Origin of the sequence: Burkholderia sp. RF4-BP95 (assembly GCF_001521985.1) — a bacterium.
GTDB classification, from domain to species: domain Bacteria; phylum Pseudomonadota; class Gammaproteobacteria; order Burkholderiales; family Burkholderiaceae; genus Burkholderia; species Burkholderia diffusa.
In genome coordinates, this window is sequence record NZ_LOSX01000063.1 from 71,206 (window position 1) to 88,983 (window position 17,778).

Annotated in this window: 13 protein-coding genes; 7 read left to right on the forward strand and 6 right to left on the reverse strand. The window is 65.9% G+C overall.

Going from position 1 to position 17,778, the window contains the following annotated elements:
* Positions 1-202 precede the first annotated feature (202 nt).
* On the forward strand, positions 203-1,051 hold the full coding sequence (gene nadE / locus WS46_RS21125) for an ammonia-dependent NAD(+) synthetase (RefSeq protein WP_059532621.1): 849 nt from the start codon (positions 203-205) through the stop codon (positions 1,049-1,051).
* A gap of 75 nt (positions 1,052-1,126) precedes the next feature.
* On the opposite strand, the gene WS46_RS21130 is transcribed toward nadE, so the two are convergent.
* The 3 genes from WS46_RS21130 to WS46_RS21140 all read right to left on the reverse strand — a co-directional run bounded on the left by WS46_RS21130 (position 1,127) and on the right by WS46_RS21140 (position 5,295).
* Positions 1,127-2,803: a S10 family peptidase gene (locus tag WS46_RS21130; protein WP_059532624.1), complete on the reverse strand. Its 1,677-nt coding sequence runs from the start codon at positions 2,801-2,803 to the stop codon at positions 1,127-1,129.
* Between the two features lie 73 nt (positions 2,804-2,876).
* Entirely contained in the window at positions 2,877-4,466 is a 1,590-nt protein-coding gene (locus tag WS46_RS21135; protein ID WP_059532627.1) for a protease pro-enzyme activation domain-containing protein, read from the reverse strand.
* A 205-nt stretch (positions 4,467-4,671) separates the two neighbouring features.
* Entirely contained in the window at positions 4,672-5,295 is a 624-nt protein-coding gene (locus WS46_RS21140; protein ID WP_059691636.1) for a LysE family translocator, read from the reverse strand.
* 134 nt (positions 5,296-5,429) lie between these two features.
* Here WS46_RS21140 and WS46_RS21145 point away from each other — a divergent pair, with 134 nt between their 5' ends.
* Positions 5,430-5,894, forward strand: a complete 465-nt coding sequence (locus tag WS46_RS21145) for an Lrp/AsnC family transcriptional regulator (protein WP_044848788.1) — start codon at positions 5,430-5,432, stop codon at positions 5,892-5,894.
* 68 nt (positions 5,895-5,962) lie between these two features.
* Here WS46_RS21145 and WS46_RS21150 read toward each other — a convergent pair whose 3' ends face one another.
* The gene (locus WS46_RS21150) at positions 5,963-6,874 is read right to left on the reverse strand and encodes a LysR family transcriptional regulator (protein WP_059532632.1); all 912 of its coding nucleotides are present in this window, start codon (positions 6,872-6,874) and stop codon (positions 5,963-5,965) included.
* Positions 6,875-7,013: 139 nt separating this feature from the next.
* Between WS46_RS21150 and speB the strand changes: the two genes are divergently transcribed.
* Together speB and WS46_RS21160 are read left to right on the forward strand one after the other, a co-directional pair.
* Positions 7,014-7,970 carry an agmatinase gene (gene speB, locus WS46_RS21155; protein ID WP_059682426.1) on the forward strand — a complete coding sequence of 319 codons (957 nt, stop codon included), beginning with the start codon at positions 7,014-7,016 and terminating at the stop codon, positions 7,968-7,970.
* A 53-nt stretch (positions 7,971-8,023) separates the two neighbouring features.
* Positions 8,024-9,349: an MFS transporter gene (locus WS46_RS21160; protein ID WP_059691637.1), complete on the forward strand. Its 1,326-nt coding sequence runs from the start codon at positions 8,024-8,026 to the stop codon at positions 9,347-9,349.
* A gap of 152 nt (positions 9,350-9,501) precedes the next feature.
* Here WS46_RS21160 and metE read toward each other — a convergent pair whose 3' ends face one another.
* A complete protein-coding gene (metE, locus tag WS46_RS21165) occupies positions 9,502-11,796 on the reverse strand; it encodes a 5-methyltetrahydropteroyltriglutamate--homocysteine S-methyltransferase (RefSeq protein WP_059691638.1) in 2,295 nt (764 codons plus the stop codon).
* A 127-nt stretch (positions 11,797-11,923) separates the two neighbouring features.
* Here metE and WS46_RS21170 point away from each other — a divergent pair, with 127 nt between their 5' ends.
* The 3 genes from WS46_RS21170 to WS46_RS21180 all read left to right on the forward strand — a co-directional run bounded on the left by WS46_RS21170 (position 11,924) and on the right by WS46_RS21180 (position 15,674).
* The gene (locus tag WS46_RS21170; RefSeq protein ID WP_059691639.1) at positions 11,924-12,832 is read left to right on the forward strand and encodes a LysR family transcriptional regulator; all 909 of its coding nucleotides are present in this window, start codon (positions 11,924-11,926) and stop codon (positions 12,830-12,832) included.
* Positions 12,833-13,055: 223 nt separating this feature from the next.
* Complete coding sequence (locus tag WS46_RS21175; protein WP_059691640.1) at positions 13,056-14,648, forward strand: inorganic phosphate transporter; 1,593 nt, start codon at positions 13,056-13,058, stop codon at positions 14,646-14,648.
* Between the two features lie 282 nt (positions 14,649-14,930).
* Positions 14,931-15,674, forward strand: a complete 744-nt coding sequence (locus tag WS46_RS21180; protein ID WP_059691641.1) for a 2OG-Fe(II) oxygenase — start codon at positions 14,931-14,933, stop codon at positions 15,672-15,674.
* A 252-nt stretch (positions 15,675-15,926) separates the two neighbouring features.
* Here WS46_RS21180 and WS46_RS21185 read toward each other — a convergent pair whose 3' ends face one another.
* Entirely contained in the window at positions 15,927-17,351 is a 1,425-nt protein-coding gene (locus WS46_RS21185) for a DHA2 family efflux MFS transporter permease subunit (protein WP_059691642.1), read from the reverse strand.
* Between the last annotated feature and the right edge of the window lie 427 nt (positions 17,352-17,778).

Sequence of the window (17,778 nt, forward strand, 5' to 3'; positions counted from 1 at the left end):
CATCCTCACCGCGCCCCTTTCATGCATCGAAACGAGGCATCCGCGTGCACGCCGGAGCCTGCCGCCCCGCGCGCTGCCCCATGACGATGCAGCGCGTCTCGCCGATGCAACGCGCGCCCGCCGGATCGCATGCCCGGCGCGGCGTCGGGCCGCGATTGCGCTTATGATGAGCGCCTTGCATTTCGTTCCGGAACCACCCTCCATGACATCCGCCGATTACGCCAGCCGCCAACGCGCGATCATTGCCGAACTGAACGTCGCCCCGCAATTCGACGTCGATGCCGAGATCGCCCGCCGCGTCGACTTCCTCGCGCAGTACCTTCGTTCAACCGGCTTGCGGACCTACGTGCTCGGCATCAGCGGCGGCGTCGATTCGTCGACGGCCGGGCGGCTCGCGCAGCTGGCGGTCGAACGGCTGCGCGCCGACGGCTACGACGCCCGCTTCATCGCGATGCGCTTGCCGAACGGCGTGCAGAACGACGAAGCCGACGCACAGCGCGCGCTCGCGTTCGTGCGCGCGGACGAGACGTTCACGGTCGACGTGAAGCCGGCCGCCGACGCGATGCTCGCCTCGCTCGTCGCCTCCGGCCACGCGTTCGAAAACCCGGCACAGCAGGATTTCGTGCACGGCAACATCAAGGCACGCGAACGCATGATCGCGCAGTATGCGGTCGCCGGCGCGCGGCGCGGCATCGTGATCGGCACCGACCACGCGGCCGAATCGCTGATGGGTTTCTTCACGAAGTTCGGCGACGGCGGCGCGGACGTGCTGCCGCTCGCCGGCCTGAGCAAGCGCCGCGTGCGCGCGGTCGCCCGCGCGCTGGGCGGCGACGAACTGATCGTGATGAAGGTGCCGACGGCCGACCTCGAGGAACTGCGTCCGCTGCGCCCCGACGAGCACGCGTATGGCGTCACCTACGACGAGATCGACGATTTCCTCGAAGGCAAACCCGTGGCCGACAGCGTGTACGAAACGGTGCTGCGCTTCTACGACGGCTCGCGCCACAAGCGCGCGCTGCCGTACACGCCGTTCGACTGGCCGGCCGCGTAAGCCGGCCCCGCCGCCGCACCATGCCGTGCCGCGCGAACCTGGCGGTTACGCGCGGCACATGCACGACGGGCGACGCTACGCGTGGCCGCCCGTCTTCTTCGCCTGCAATGCGCGAATCCGCATCCGCGCGCCCGTATCGCTGACCGTCGCGTCGTACATCGTCGCGAGATCGCGCTTGAGCGCGGTGCGCGAACCGCCGTCGAGATACACCATGTGCCCCGACGGATAAAAGCGCGCGGACAGGTTCTGCCGCACCTTCTGGTCCTCGAGCGGCATCTGCTGCAGGTCGATCACGGTCTGGTAGAACGGCGTGACGAAATCGTAGAGGCCGTTCGCCGACAGCACCTTCAGGTCGACGTTCAGCGCCATCACCGCGGCGAGATCGCCGGCCGTATAGAGAATCACGTTCCCCTTCGCATCGATGCCCTGCTGCGCGCCGGTCGGATCGATGTGGCTGAAGTCCCAGTTCTGGAACGCCTGGTCGTTCAGGTCCGTGAACGCGGAATTCGACGTGAACTTCAACTGCTCGTTCAGGTAGCTGTTCCACATCGCCGTGTAGACGCCGGTCACGGCCGTCATCGTCGGATCGTTGCCGCCCGAGTTCGGATCGATCTTGCCGGCGATGCCCGATGAGATCCCGGTCACGCGGCCGTCGTACGACCCGAGCGCCAGCCCCTGTGCGTGCAGCAGCGTCGTCAGGAACAGCGAATTGCCACGCGCGTCGTAGCCCGCGATGTCGAGCCCCCAGGTCTGCAGCGTCGCGGCGTCGATGCCCGTGTAGCCCGCCAGCTTCCGCACGGCGGCCGGATCGGCATGCGGCACGTTGCGCAGTGCGGTCAGGTAATCGGTACGCGCGAACTGCGCGACTTCCTCGACGAACGTGCCGAGATCGGTCGGCGCGGGCGTGACGCCGAGCTTCTTGTGATACCACGCGTCGGCCGCGGCGGTCGGCAGCGCGCCGACCGGGTTGCCGGCCTGCCGGTAGTCGAGGATCGACGACTGCAGCGTGACGCCGTTCAGGTCGACGCCGTCCTCGTGCAGCTTGTACGCGAGCACGCAACTGCGCGCGGTGCCGTACGACTCGCCGAACAGGTATTTCGGCGAATTCCAGCGGTTGTTCTTCGTCAGGTAGCGCTTGATGAACTGCTTCAGCGAATTCGCGTCCTGGTCGACGCCCCAGAAATTGCGGTTCTTGTTCGGCGCGACGGCCGCCGAATAGCCGGTGCCGACCGGGTTGATGAACACCAGGTCGCTGTGGTCGATCATGCTGTCCGGATTGTCTTCCATCTGGTACGGCGCGGGCGGCGTGAATCCCGGCATCGAGGTCTTGATGCGTTTCGGCGCGAACGAGCCGAGCAGCACGAACACCGACGACGACCCGGGCCCGCCGTTGTAGAAGAACGTGACGGGTCGCGTTTCCTCCTTCGCGCCGTCGGCCGTGAACGCGACGTAGAAGATCTTCGCGGCCGGCAGCGAACTGCTCGGGTCGACCGTCACGAGATGGCCGACCGTCGCCGTGTACGCGATGCGCTTGCCGTCGATCAGGATCGTATGGTGCGTGATCGCGGCCGCTTCGGTCGTGTCGGTGACCGAGTCGTCGGGGCCGTTGCCGTACGCGACCGGATCGAAGAACGGCTGGTCGCGGCCGTGGCTCAGCGCGACCGGATTGATGGTCGGCGGCACGCCATGCGAATTGTGGTCGCCGTGATGCAGCGGATACACGCCGCCGGAGGATGCGGAATCGATGCCCATCGTGCTGCTCCTGGAGGTGAAAAAAGACGCGGGCAGGAAACCCGCGTCGCGTGGAAAGGTCTGTGCCGGCGTGTCAGCTCGACGGCTTGCGCGCGAGGATCGCCGCGAGTTTCGCGCCGTCGGGGCTGCCGAGGCCCGTGCATGCATCCCAGCCGGACGCGGCTGCATACGTGCCGTTCGAGCCTTTGGTGATGTCGCGCAGCGCGCCCGGATTCTTGTACAGCGCCGGATTGATCCAGCCGGCCGATGCGCCTGCCGCCGCGTTGATCCGTGCGATCAGCGCGGCCCACAACGGCGCGACCGCGCTCGTGCCGCCCATCACCGCTGGCGTGCCGGCGATCGACACCTCGTAGCCCGTCTGCGGCGATGCATCGCCGGCGACGTCCGGCACGCCGCGCTTCGCGAGCGGCACGCTGCTGCCGTCGGCGAGCGCAACCTTCAATCCTTGCTGCCATGCCGGCAGGTCGAACAGCGTGCTGACGCCGCCGCCGCCCGCGCCGCCACCGGACGCCTCGTCGTTCCACGTGACCTCGCCGCGGATGCCCTGCCCGGGCAGCGCATCGAGTTGCGTGCCGCCGCAGCCGAGCACGTACGGGCTCGACGCGGGGAAGTCGACGTGATCGGTGCCGTCCTGCAACCCGTCGCCCGAGCCGCTGTCGCCCGACGCCGCGCACACGGTGATGCCCTGCGCGGCGGCCGCCTGCAACACACGGTTGAACGCCTGCGCCGACTGCGCCTGCCAGATCGCTTCCGGCCCGCCCCAGCTGATCGAAATCACCGACGGTCTGTTGGTCTTGTCGGTGACGGCCGCGTTGACGGCCTGGATGAAGCCCGCGTCGCTGTTCGGCGCGAAATAGACCGCGATCTTCGCGGCCGGCGCGATCGCACCGGCGATCTCGATGTCGAGCGCGACTTCACCGTCCGGGCCGTTCGCGTCGCCGGTCGGCGCGTTGCGGCCGGTGCCGACGTTGACGTCGACGAGCGTCGGCGGCGTGTCGATGCCGAGCCCGCGGAAATACTGCTGGATATCGGCCGCGCGATAGCCGCCGCCGAGCTCGACGATGGCGATGCACTGCCCGGCGCCGTCGCCGGCCGGAAAACCGTACAGCGATGCGAGCTGGATCGGCGTGAACGTGACGCTCGTGGCGCCGCGCGCCGGCCTGAACGGCGGACGCAGCCGGAAGTGCGGCCGCGCCTGCGGGCGGCTGTCGAGGCCGAGCACGGCCGTGACGGCGTCGCCGAGCTCGTCCGGCAGCGCGATCGGGCCCGAGCGGCCGCGATACTGACCGATCGAACGATGCTCGAAACGCTCGAGCTTCACGCTGAATGCCGCTTCGAACTGCTGGATCGTGCCCGACAGCACGACGACGCTTTCGACCGGGTCGACGCGATCGACCGTCAACTGATGACGACGCGCGAAGTCCTCGGTCTTGCGGATGTCGTCGGAATGGGCGGAGAAACGCTGCGCGAAGGCTTCGCGCGACAGCGGTTTCGCCTGTGCGTCGCCGGTGGCGAGCTGGTGGACCAACGTATCGAGTTGCCCTTCTTCCTGCCGCCGCAACATGATCGTGACGTGGATGCGTTCTGCCGGATCGCACGGGCCGAGGCACTTGGACTCGGGGACGATTCGGGGTTCACGGTCGGCGTGAAGATGCCTTGCCATGTTCTGACCCTCCTTGGTACCGCGTTGCACGGAACAGCCAGGAAATCGGACATAGCCGGCGGAAGTCGGTTCCGTTCGGTCAGTCGGTTCGCGAATGCGCGAAGTTAAAGGGAGTTTAGATCAGTCAGACGATTTGCGCGCACGCCCTTCTGCGGCGGGGCATGGGCGCGAAGGCCGGCATTGCACGCGGCCTCCGTCGATCGGCTCAATCCATCGACAGCCGCAGCGCGAACCCGATCAGCGCAGCGGAAAACGTCCAGCGCTGAACCGTCTGCGCGAGCGGATGCGCGCGCATCCACGCTGCGATGCGCGACGCGCCGAACACGCATGCGAGGTCGAAGCACACGCCGGCCGCGACCAGCAGCGCGCCGAGCTCGAACATCTGCCACACGACGGGCCCGGCCTCGGGCCGCACGAACTGCGGCAGCAGCACCGAGCAGAACAGCAGCGCCTTCGGATTCAGCAGGTTCGTCAGCAGCCCCTTGAAGAACGACTGCCGCAGTTCGTCCGGGGCCGCCTCGTCGCCGTCGCCGAGTGCGAACACCGGCGAGCGGAACACCTGGATCGCGACGTACGCGAGATAAAGCGCGCCGCCGTAACGGATCGCTTCGTACAGCCAAGGCGCGCTGCGGATCAGCGCCGCGACGCCGCATGCGGAGAGCGTCACGTGCGCGGTGCGTGACAGCGAAAGGCCGGCGGCCGCCGCCATGCCCGGGCGCACGCCGCGGCCGATGCTGGTCTGCAGCACGAGCGCCATGTCTGGCCCGGGCACCGCGTAGATGGCCGCCAGCGCGGCGAGATAAATCAACAGCAAATGCGTGGAAATCATGGTCTGCCCCCGTCCTTCAATGACGATATGTTGCCGCTGAAGGTGGAGGGATTATTGGCCATCTTTGGCTCAGGATTGGCGATCCATAGCGGAATCCGCCACAATCATGGAATCCAGACACGGATTCCGCCAACATGACCGAACTCGACAAAACCGATCGCGCGATTCTCGCCGCGGTGCAGCGCGACGGCCGCCTGCCGATCGCGCGCCTCGCCGATTCCGTCGGCCTGTCCGAAACGCCGTGCGCGCGGCGCCTGAAACGTCTCGAAAACGACGGCTACATCGAGCGCTACCGCGCGCAGTTGTCACGCCAGGCGCTCGGCTTCGGCGTCGTCGCGTTCGTGCTCGTGAGGTTCGCGACGCACGACCGCAAGGTCGCCGACCGGTTCGAACGGGAAGTGCTCGGCATCGAGCGGATCCTCGCGTGCCACAACGTCGCGGGCACGGCCGACTACCTGCTGCAGGTGGTCGCGCGCGATCTCGACGACTACGGCACGTTCCTGCGCGACTCGCTGCGGATGCTGCCGGGCGTCACGTCGATCGAATCGGCGCTGTCGCTACGGGAGGTGAAGCATGACGCGGGGTTGCCGGTGCCGTGATGCAGGCCGCGGCCCGCTCCGGCGTGACATTCGTCCACAGTGCCGGCGTTGCCTGGCCGCACGCGGGTTCACACGACGTCGGGCGACTGGTGCGCGCGCTCGAGATCCTCGAGAAACGCCTCGACGAGCGGATCGCCGCGCCCGTCGCGCGCCACGACCATGTGGAACGTGACCTCGTAATGCAGCCGATCCGGGCTGAGCGGCGCGAGGAGCCCTTGCGCGACATACGGCGCCGCGAAGTGCTGCGGCAGATAGCCGAGGTGATGGCCTGACAGGATCAGCAGCGCGACCGCCTCCATGTTGTCGGCGGTCGCGGTCACGCGATCGGGCGTGGTCGACATCTGCGCCTCCGGCAGCGGATACGAGCGCCAGGCCCATTCGAATCCCGCGACGTCGGCCGGCGTCAGCGCACCGGCGCGTTCGAACAGCGGATGGCCGCGACCGCAGTATGCGACCTGCCGCTCGACGAACAGCGGCGTGTAGTGCAGCGTCGGCACGCGATGCCAGAAGTAGCCGACCGCGATCTGGATCTCGCCGCTCAGCAGTTTTTCCTCGAGATCGCCCGGCGCACGCACCGAGATCGAGAAGCGCACGGCCTGGTCGCGCGTGCGGAACGCGGCGATCGCCTCCGCGATCCGCGCGTTCTGGCTGACCGGCGTATGACCGATCAGGCCGATATTCAGCGTACCGACGAGCTGGCGGTCCATGTGCCGCGCGGCCATCCCGAATTCGTCGAGCGCGGCGAGCAGCTTGCGGCTCATCGCGTGGAACCGCTCGCCCTTCGGCGTGAGCCGGAAGCCGCTGCGGCCGCGCTCGCAGAGCCGGTAGCCGAGCCGCGTCTCGAGCGACGACAGTTGCGCGCTGATCGTCGACTGGCCGACGTTCAGCATCGCCTGCGCGGCCGACACGCCGCCCGCGTCCGTGACCGCGAGAAACACGCGGATCAACCGCAGATCGAGGGTCGACAGATTCCCCAGCACGCTATTCCCCTTCCATACATCGATGAAAATCGATGTTTACGTCGATATCTTCGCATTCTTCTTTCCGGTCGGACGCGTAAAACTATGCGCCAGGCCGCGTCGAATGATACGGCAACCCCACATCGGAAGAGACAAGCCCATGAACGATCACACCCATTTCCAGCCGCTCGGCGGCAATGAAATGCCGCGCAGCGGCGGCATCGCGACGATGATGCGCCTGCCGCACGTGGCGAGCGCCGCCGGCCTCGACGCGTGTTTCGTCGGCGTGCCGTTCGACCTCGGCACCTCCAATCGCACCGGCGCACGCTTCGGCCCGCGCCAGATCCGCACGGAATCGGTGCTGCTGCGCCCGTACAACATGGCCACGCGCGCCGCGCCGTTCGATTCGCTGCAAATCGCCGACATCGGCGACGTCGCGATCAACCCGTACAACCTGCACGATTCCATCGCGCGCATCGAGACCGCGTACGACGCGATTCTCGCGCACGACTGCAAGCCGATCACGCTCGGCGGCGACCACACGATCGCGCTGCCGATCCTGCGCGCGATCCACCGCAAGCACGGCAAGGTTGCATTGATCCACGTCGATGCACACGCCGACGTGAACGATACGATGATGGGCGAAAAGATCGCGCACGGCACGCCGTTCCGCCGCGCGGTCGAGGAAGGCCTGCTGCACGGCGACAAGGTCACGCAGATCGGCCTGCGCGGCACCGGCTACGCCGCCGAGGATTTCGACTGGTGCCGCGAGCAGGGCTTCCGCGTGGTCCAGGCCGAGGAATGCTGGAACAAGTCGCTCGCGCCGCTGATGGAAGAAGTGCGCGCGCGCATCGGCGACACGCCGGTCTACATCACCTTCGACATCGACGGCATCGATCCGGCCTACGCGCCGGGCACCGGCACGCCGGAAATCGCGGGCCTCACGGTGCCGCAGGCGCTCGAGATCATCCGCGGCGCGAAGGGGCTGAACATCGTCGGTTGCGATCTCGTCGAAGTCGCGCCGCCGTACGACCCGTTCGGCACCACGGCCCTGCTCGGCGCGAACCTCGCCTACGAGTTGCTGTGCGTGCTGCCCGGCGTCGCGTACCGCGACTGATCCCGGCACACGACCTATTCCAAATCAGAGGATTCCAGAGGAGCACATAACAGATGGGGACTGCCATCAAGCAACCGAAGCGGGCGGCGCTCGCTTCATTCGTCGGCACCACGATCGAATGGTACGACTTCTATAGCTATGCGACCGCTGCCGCCATCGTGTTCGGGCCGCTGTTCTTTCCCGGCGAAAGCCGTTTCGTCAGCCTGCTCGCGTCGTTCGGCTCGTTCGCGGTCGGCTTCTTCGCGCGGCCGCTCGGCGGCGTGATGTTCGGCTATCTCGGCGACCGCTTCGGACGCAAGCGCTCGCTGCTCGCGACGCTGATGCTGATGGCCGTGTCGACGGTCGCGATCGGCCTGCTGCCGACCCATGCGCAGGCCGGCGTGATCGCACCGATCCTGCTGGTTCTGATGCGCGTGCTGCAAGGCATCGCGGTCGGCGGCGAATGGGGCGGCGCGGTGCTGCTCGCCGGCGAGCATGCGCCCGAAGGCAAGCGCACGTTCTTCGCGTCGTTCGCGCAGCTCGGCAGCGCGAGCGGCCTGATCCTGTCGATGCTCGCGTTCGGCGCGATCAGCACGCTGTCGAAGGACGACATGATGAGCTGGGGTTGGCGCGTGCCGTTCCTCGCGAGCGCCGTGCTGCTGGCGGTCGGCTTCGTGATCCGCGCGAGCGTGTCCGAGTCGCCCGAGTTCGAGGAAGTCAGAAAGAGCGGCAACACCGCGCAGAACCCGGTGCGCGAGGCGCTCAAGTACTGGCCGCTGCTGCTGCTCGCGATCGGCGCGAACGTGTACGGGATCGCCGGCGTGTATTTCAGCAACATCTTCATGATCAGCTACGCGACGCAGTTCCTGTCGCTCGACCGGTCGATGGTGCTGCATTGCATGACGATCGTCGCCGTGCTGCAGTTCGTCGTGCAGCTCGCCGCCGCGTTCATCGCGCAGCGCTTCGGTACGACGCGCGTGCTGCTGATCACCGGCGCCTGGGCCGCGATCGTGCCGTTCGTGATGCTGCCGCTCGTGCACATGGGCACGCCGTTGTCGATCACGGTCGGCGTCGGCCTCGCGACGCTCGCGGAGTCGGGCTACTACTCGGTGGTCGCGGGTTTCGTCAGCGGCATCTTCATCGCGCGCATCCGCTACACGGCGATCTCGATCGCGTACCAGGTGTGCGGTGCGATCGCCGGCGGCCTCACGCCGCTCGTCGCCACGCTGATCGCACAGAACACCGCGCCGCAATGGTGGCCGCTCGCGATTCAGTACACGAGCGCCGCCGTGCTGTCGTCGGTGTGCGTGTGGCTGATCTCGCGCCGCGTCAGCATCGACGATGCCGGCGCGCCCGGCAAGGCGGACGAAACGCTGCCGCGCGGCGCACGCACCGCGTAACCCCACGCAACGGGCAGGCGACATCGCCTGCCCGTTTGCATTGGGCGTACCGCGGTACGCCGCAACGTCCCCAAACGCTCATCGCGACATGCGGGCCGCCGTTTATGCCGCCCGATCGTCGATCGCGACGACATTCGCCCAGTGTTCGCGCGTTATCGCACCTGGCTGCGCAGCGTCTTCGCGGCGGCAACCATGTTCGTCAGCGCCGGAATCACTTCCGCCCACTGGCGCGTCTTGAGCCCGCAGTCCGGGTTCACCCACAGGCGCTCCGCCGGAATCCGCTCGGCCGCCTTCTTCATCAGGCCGACGATGTGATCTTGCGTCGGGATGTTCGGCGAGTGGATGTCGTACACGCCCGGCCCGATCTCGTTCGGATACCTGAAGCTGTCGAACGCGTCGAGCAGCTCCATGTCCGACCGCGACGTCTCGATCGTGATCACGTCCGCGTCCATGTCGGCGATCGACGCGATGATGTCGTTGAACTCCGAATAGCACATGTGCGTATGGATCTGCGTATCGTCCTGCACGCCGTTCGCGGTGATGCGGAACGACTCGACCGCCCATTCCAGGTACTCGTCCCATTGCGCGCGGCGCAGCGGCAACCCTTCGCGCAGCGCGGCCTCGTCGATCTGGATCACGCGCACGCCGGCCTTCTCGAGATCGAGCACTTCGTCGCGGATCGCGAGCGCGAGCTGGTAGCACGACACCGAACGCGGCTGGTCGTCGCGCACGAACGACCAGTTCAGGATCGTCACCGGGCCGGTCAGCATGCCCTTCATCGGCTTGTTCGTCAGCGACTGCGCATACGCAATCCATTCGACCGTCATCGCCTTCGGGCGGCTGATGTCGCCGAACAGGATCGGCGGCTTCACGCAGCGCGAACCGTACGACTGCACCCAGCCGAACTGGCTGAATGCGTAGCCGTCGAGCTGCTCGCCGAAGTATTCGACCATGTCGTTGCGTTCGGCTTCGCCATGCACCAGCACGTCGAGCTCGAGCGACTCCTGCTCGCGCACGCTGCGCGCGATTTCCGCCTGCATCGCCTCGCGGTAACCGGCTTCATCCAGCACGCCGGCCTTGAACCGGCTGCGCGCCAGGCGAATCTCGGCGGTCTGTGGAAACGAGCCGATCGTCGTCGTCGGGAACGCTGGCAGGTTCAGGCGCGCGGACTGTTTCGGCGCGCGCTGCGTGTACGGGCTCGCGCGATTGCCGAGTTGCGCGTCGATGCGCGCGATCGCGGCCTTCACCGCCGGGTTGTTCACGCGCGGCGAGCGACGGCGTGCGTCGATCGCGGCAGCATTCGCGCTGAGCGCGTCGGCCACCTTGTCGCGGCCTTCGTTCAGCGCGGTCGCGAGCACCTTCAGTTCGTCGAGCTTCTGCAGCGCGAACGCGAGCCATGCGCGGATCTCCGCGTCGAGCTTCTCCTCGTTCGCGAGATCGACCGGCACATGCAACAGCGAGCACGACGGTGCGAGCCACAGGCGATCGCCCAGTCGCTTCGCGAGCGGTTCGAGCCAGTCGAGCGTCGCGTTCAGATCCGTCTTCCAGATGTTGCGGCCGTTGATCGCGCCCACCGACAGCACGCGGTCGGCCGGTAGTTCGCGCACCAGTGCATCGATTTCGTCGCGGGCGTTGATCGCATCGATATGCAGGCCGTCAACCGGCAGCGAGACCGCGAGCGTCAGATTTTCCTTGAGCTGTCCGAAGTACGTCGCGAGCAGCAGCTTGATGCGGCGCGTCTCGAGCGCGTCGTACGCGGTGCGCAGCGCCAGGCGCCATTCGGCGTCGAGCTCGGTGACGAGGATCGGTTCGTCGATCTGCACCCATTCGACACCCTGCGCGGTCAGCGTGTCGAGCAGCGCGCCATATACCGGCAGCAACTTCGGCAGCAGCGCGAGGCGATCGGAATCGTCCTTCGCCTTGCCGAGCCACAGATACGTGACGGGGCCGAGAATCACCGGCTTCGCGGCGACGCCCTGCGCCTGCGCTTCCGCCAGTTGCTGGAGCAGGCGCGACGGATCGAGCGAGAAGTTCGTGTCCGCGTGGAACTCCGGCACGATGTAGTGATAGTTCGTGTCGAACCACTTCGTCATTTCACCGGCCGCGACACCGCCGCAGCATGCCGCGTGTTCTTCCGCCGACTGCGCCGAACGGCCGCGCGCGACGCGGAAATAGTTGTCGAGCGCATCGCCATGGAAGTCCTGCACGCGTTTCGGCAGGTTGCCGAGCGTGAAGCTCATGTCGAGCACCTGATCGTAGAACGCGAAATCGCCGATCGGTACGAGATCGAGGTCGCGCTGGTCGTTCCAGTGGCGTTGGCGAAGTTCGGCGCCGAGTGCCTTCAGTTCGTCGCGCGACGATTCGCCCTTCCAGTAGCGTTCGAGACCGAACTTGAGTTCGCGCTTCGCGCCGATGCGCGGAAAACCGAGGTTGTGTGTCGTAACCATGAAGCTGCCATCCAGAAGAAATTGAAGATCCGGCAGCCATCATAGGGATTTCATCTCATGAAATAAAATGGCATTATTTCATTCATCCATTAAATCTGTTCATGTATCTGTCGGGTGAACGATCTCCATGCTGGAACGATTCCATCTCGTCGTGATCCGCGAAGTCGAGCGCCAGGGCTCGCTGACCGCGGCCGCCAATGCGCTGCATCTCACGCAATCGGCGCTCAGCCATACCGTCCGGAAAATCGAGCAGCAGCTCGGCACGCCGATCTGGGACCGGGAAGGACGCGGCCTGCGGCTCACGCAGGGCGGGCAGTATCTGCTGAAGTTGGCGAACCGGCTGCTGCCGCAGTTCGAACTCGCCGAGGAGCGGATGAAGCAGTACGCGAAGGGCGAGCGCGGCACGCTGCGCATCGGGATGGAGTGCCATCCGTGCTACCAGTGGCTGCTGAAGGTCGTGTCGCCGTATCTGTCGCGCTGGCCGGACGTCGACGTCGACGTGAAGCAGCGCTTCCAGTTCGGCGGCATCGGCGCGCTGTTCGGCCATGACATCGACGTGCTCGTGACGCCCGATCCGCTGAACAAGCCGGGGCTGCGCTTCGATCCCGTGTTCGATTACGAGCAGGTGCTGGTGGTCGCGGATGCGCATCGGTTCGCGAACGCCGACTACGTGACGCCCGAGCAGCTGACCGACGAGGTCCTGATCACCTACCCGGTCGAGACCGACCGGCTCGACATCTACAACCAGTTCCTGACGCCGGCCGGCATCGTGCCGAGACGCCACAAGTCGATCGAGACGACCGACATCATGCTGCAGATGGTGGCAAGCGGGCGCGGCGTGGCCGCGCTGCCGCGGTGGCTTGCCGATGAATACGCGGACCGGATGCCGGTCGTGCCGGTGAAGCTCGGCAAGAAGGGCATCGCGAAACAGATCTTCCTCGGCATCCGCGAGGCGGATGCGTCGACCGACTATCTGGCCGCATTCGTCGCGCTGGCGCGCGAATCGACGTGGAGCGCGCCACGCATGCTGCGCTAGCCGCGCTCGCACACCGCGCACTTCCGGCGGCCCGCATGCCGGTGCGCAGGCTGGTGTTCACTATATGGACGACGACGCGAGCCGTGCACGGCAAGTTGCGTCACGACGTCACGGCGCCCTCCCCTTACACATCCGTAAGACCATGATTCGTCATCCGTACTGTCATCAAACTGACTGCTAGCGAAAGCTAGGATCGGACGCGGTTCCCTTACGAGATGCCGTCATGAATCATCCTGCTTCGTCCGCATCGAACAATCCGGGTTCAGTCGCACGCACCAGGCAGGTCGGCTATGCCGTGTTCCTGCTGGTGCTCGCGTTCGGCGCCGCCTATATCGCCACGCACCTGATCGCCGATCTGTCGCCGGTCCGCGAAGGGTCGCTGTTCCCGTACCTGATGCTCGGCGCCGCGCTGCTGATCGCGCTCGGCTTCGAATTCGTCAACGGCTTCCACGACACCGCGAACGCGGTGGCCACCGTGATCTATACCCACTCGCTGACGCCCAACGTCGCGGTGATCTGGTCCGGTATGTGGAACTTCCTCGGCGTGATGGTCTCGAGCGGCGCCGTTGCATTCGGCATCCTGCAGTTGCTGCCGGTCGAACTGATCCTGCAGGTCGGTAGCGGCGCCGGCTTCGCGATGGTGTTCGCGCTGCTGATCGCCGCGATCATGTGGAACCTGGCGACCTGGTATTTCGGGCTACCGTCGTCGAGCTCGCATACGCTGATCGGGTCGATCATCGGCGTCGGCCTGATGAACCAGTTGATGCACGGACCGTCCGGCACGAGCGGCGTCGACTGGGGCCAGGCGCTCGGTGTCGGCAAGTCGCTGCTGCTCTCGCCGATCGTCGGCTTCCTGTGCGCGGCACTGCTGCTGCTCGTGCTGAAAGCGCTCGTGCGGATTCCCGAGCTGTACAAGGAGCCACAGAAGGATCAACCGCCGCCGTTCTGGATTCGGTGCCTGCTGATCCTGACCTGCACGGGTGTGTCGTTCGCGCACGGATCGAACGACGGGCAGAAAGGGATGGGCCTCATCATGCTGATCCTGATCGGTACGGTGCCGACCGCGTATGCGCTGAACAAGGCCGTCACGCCGGCCGAAACGCAGACCTTCGTCGCCGTCGCGAACCAGGCTGCCGCAACGTTCGGGAAGTACACGAACGGCGTCGCGCCGTCCGCGAACCCGCGCGCCGACGTCGAGCACTACGTGCAGCATCGCGAACTGACGCCCGCCGTGCTGCCTGCCGTGCAACAGCTGTCCACGTCGCTCGCGACCGCGGTCGGCGTGTCGGGGTCGATGGCGGCGGTGCCGCAACGCGACGTCGACAACGTGCGCAACACGATGTATCTGGTGTCCGAAGCAATTCGCCTGATCGAGAAGTCGGGGCAGCCGGCACTCGCCGCCGACGACAAGCTCGCGATCGACAACTATCGCAAGCAACTCGACCACGCGACCAAGTTCATTCCAACGTGGGTGAAGGTCGCCGTCGCGATCGCACTGGGCCTCGGCACGATGGTCGGCTGGAAGCGGATCGTCGTGACCGTCGGTGAAAAAATCGGCAAGCAGCATTTGACGTATGGGCAGGGCGCGTCGGCCGAACTCGTCGCGATGCTGACGATCGGCGCCGCCGACGTGTACGGGTTGCCCGTGTCGACGACGCACGTGCTGTCGTCGGGCGTCGCGGGCACGATGGCCGCGAACGGATCCGGGTTGCAGTGGAACACTGTGCGCAGCCTCGTGCTTGCGTGGGTGCTGACGCTGCCCGCGTCAATCGTGCTGGCAGGCGGGCTCTACTGGTTGTTCCGGTCAGTGGCGTGATCGGGTAAACAGGAGGTGGCCGGTGAAAGCCGGTCGCCTGCCGTGGAAAATTTCACGGTTCCTTCTCCGCTTCGACACGTCTCGGCATTCGATGGGGCCGTGCCACGTCGTTGCCTTTTCCGCCTTTCCGGATTGGAGAGCAAGATCTGGAGCGCGTCGGCACACGGACGCCGCTAGACTGGGTTCATCAACTTTCATCGTGGCTTCAACCGTGCACGCGACGCTTGCGAATATTCCGCGCGACCGGACGGCGCCACACCGCTGACGAACCGAGGTACGCCCGTGAATATCGCCAATCTGCAACCTGCCGTCGAATCGGCGGACATCGCGCAACGCGTCGATGCAATCGACTGGCCGGCCGTCGATGTCGAACTCGATCGCTACGGATGTGCGCGAGTACCGGGCCTGATCTCCGCGAGCGAGTGCGATGCGCTCGCCTCGCTCTATCCGCGGGATGCGCTCTATCGTTCGCGCGTCGTCATGGCACGGCACGGCTTCGGGCGCGGAGAATACAAGTACTTCGCGTACCCGCTGCCCGGGGTCGTTGCCGAGCTGCGCGCGACGCTCTACCCGCATCTCGCGCCGATCGCCAATCGCTGGAACCAGGCGCTCGGGATCGACGTCCGCTATCCGAAAGAGCACCGGACATTCCTCGATCGCTGCCACGCGGCGGGACAGACACGACCGACGCCGCTGATCCTGCAATACGGTCCCGACGACTACAACTGCCTTCATCAGGACCTGTACGGCGAGCATGTCTTTCCGCTTCAGGTCGCTATCCTGCTGTCGGTACCTGGTCGGGATTTCACGGGCGGCGAGTTCGTGCTGACGGAACAGCGACCACGCATGCAGTCACGCGCGGAAGTGGTGCCGCTCACACAAGGCGACGCGGTGATCTTCGCCGTCCACGGCAGGCCCGTGCAGGGAACGCGCGGCGTCTACCGCGTCAACTTGCGCCATGGCGTGAGCAGAATCCGAAGCGGCCACCGCCACACGGTCGGCATCATCTTCCATGACGCGCAGTGACAGCCTGCGGGGTGCAACGTGATGTTGTCGCGCCATTCGGTATGCGGGTGAGTTTGCGCAACAAGCACCGCACATCATTGCGCGAGGATCGTTGTGCCGTGATGCCGCATGGTGCGCGCATCACCAATGGTTACGGGCGACGGGCACACTGTCCTGCAGACGATCGTCGCCATGACGGATCGACGTTTCAAGTGAGCAACAAAAAACTGAAGCCCTCACCCGTCGCGACGCCAATGCAATGAGAAGTCCTGCTTACCCACGAGCCGCATTTGCCCGCAGGCGATCGCCAGCATTGGAAGCCAGCCGCGCATAACCGGGCAACGTCAGCAGCGCGAGCACGCCCGCCGCAACGAACGCCCAGCGAAAGTCGTCGAGCACGTAATGCATGCCGGCCGCGTCGCCACGCACCAACGCCGCGAGCCGCAGCGACAACGCACCGAATGCGATCCCCATCCCGATCGTCATCTGCTGTGCAGCACTCCACAGCGTGCTGGCCGCGCTCGTCTGTCGAGCCGGGATATCCGCATACGCCAGCGTCGCGAGCGTCGTGAACTGCATCGACCGCGTGAGACCGTAGACGAATACGACGAACAGCGTGATCGCCAGCGGCGTCGACGCTGTCAGCCAGCCACACGCGATCGTGAAGAGACCGACGATCGTCACGTCGACGAGCGCAACGCGCCGAAACCCGAATCGATCGAGGATCCACGACGTTCCCGCCTTCATTCCGAGATTGCCGAGCGCGCTGGCGAGCAGCAGCAGGCCGGACTGGAACGGCGACAACCCGAAGCCGATCTGGAACAGCAGCGGCAGCAGATACGGCACGGCATTGATCGCCATCCGCGTGATGGAGCCGGTGATCACCGTCACCGAGAATGTCGGCACCTTCAGCGTCGTGAAATCGAGCAGCGGATGCGCACAGCGTTGCGCGTGCATCCACGCGGCGATGCCGAACAGCACGCTCGCGCCCACCAGAATACCCGCGCGCGTGAAGTCGACGTCCTGCTGGCCAGCCGCTTCGGTACCGATCAGCAGACAGGTCAGCGCAGCGCCTGCCAGCACGAAGCCGACCCAGTCGAGCGGTCGTTGCTCGTCGGCACGCGTGTTCCGGACGATCAGCCAGGTACAGACGAGCGCAACAATGCCGAACGGGACATTCAGCAGGAAGATCCATCGCCATGACGCGTAGGTCGTGATGAAGCCGCCAATGGGCGGCCCAACGACCGGCGCGACAATGCCCGGCCACGTGATCGTCGCGATTGCGCGCATCAGCTTAGCCTTCTCGGTGCTGCGAACGACGATCATCCGTCCGACCGGCACCATCATCGCCCCGCCGGCACCCTGCAGCAGACGCGCGGCTGTGAACGTCATCACCCCCTCGGACAGCCCGCACAGCACCGACGCGCCGGTAAAGACGAAGATGGCGATGGCAAACACCGTGCGCGAGCCATAACGATCCGCGATCCAGCCGCTGATCGGGATGAACACCGCGAGCGCCAGCATATAGGCCGTCATCCCGAGGCTCAGCGCGTTCGGCCCGACGCCGAACGAGCGCGCCATCTGCGGCAGCGCGGTCGCGATCACGGTCGTGTCGAGATACTCCATGAAGAACGTTGCAGCGACCAGGTATGGCAAGAAGTCGGTCGTCCGACCACTTTGTGCGGGGCTGTCGGTCATGAACGGTGCGGGAAACGGAATGCGAAGGACACCGAGTGCCGGCTTATGCAGATGAACACCGGGAATCGGGATGAACGGCGATATTACCCTGAAGGGCTGCTTATCTGCTTTGCCGGGCATGTCGCGCAAATGGACTTTATGCGCATAGATTTTTATGACGATATCGTGCCGCAGTCACCGAGCGGGTGTTAGAAGTGCCTTGCCGAACCGGCCCGAGTCGCCTCCCTGGCTGGAGATTGCAGCGAATCGACGGGTGATTGGTCCGGGATGATGGAAAGCGGTGGATTCCGGCGACGCGCTTGGGCCGCAAACGGAGGGGATCGATTGCCTGCACTCGCGTTTCCGCCGCGCCAATGCAAAAACCCCCGCCTTGTCGGGCGGGGGTTCTTGGCTTAGGGAGCCTGACGATTACCTACTTTCACACGGG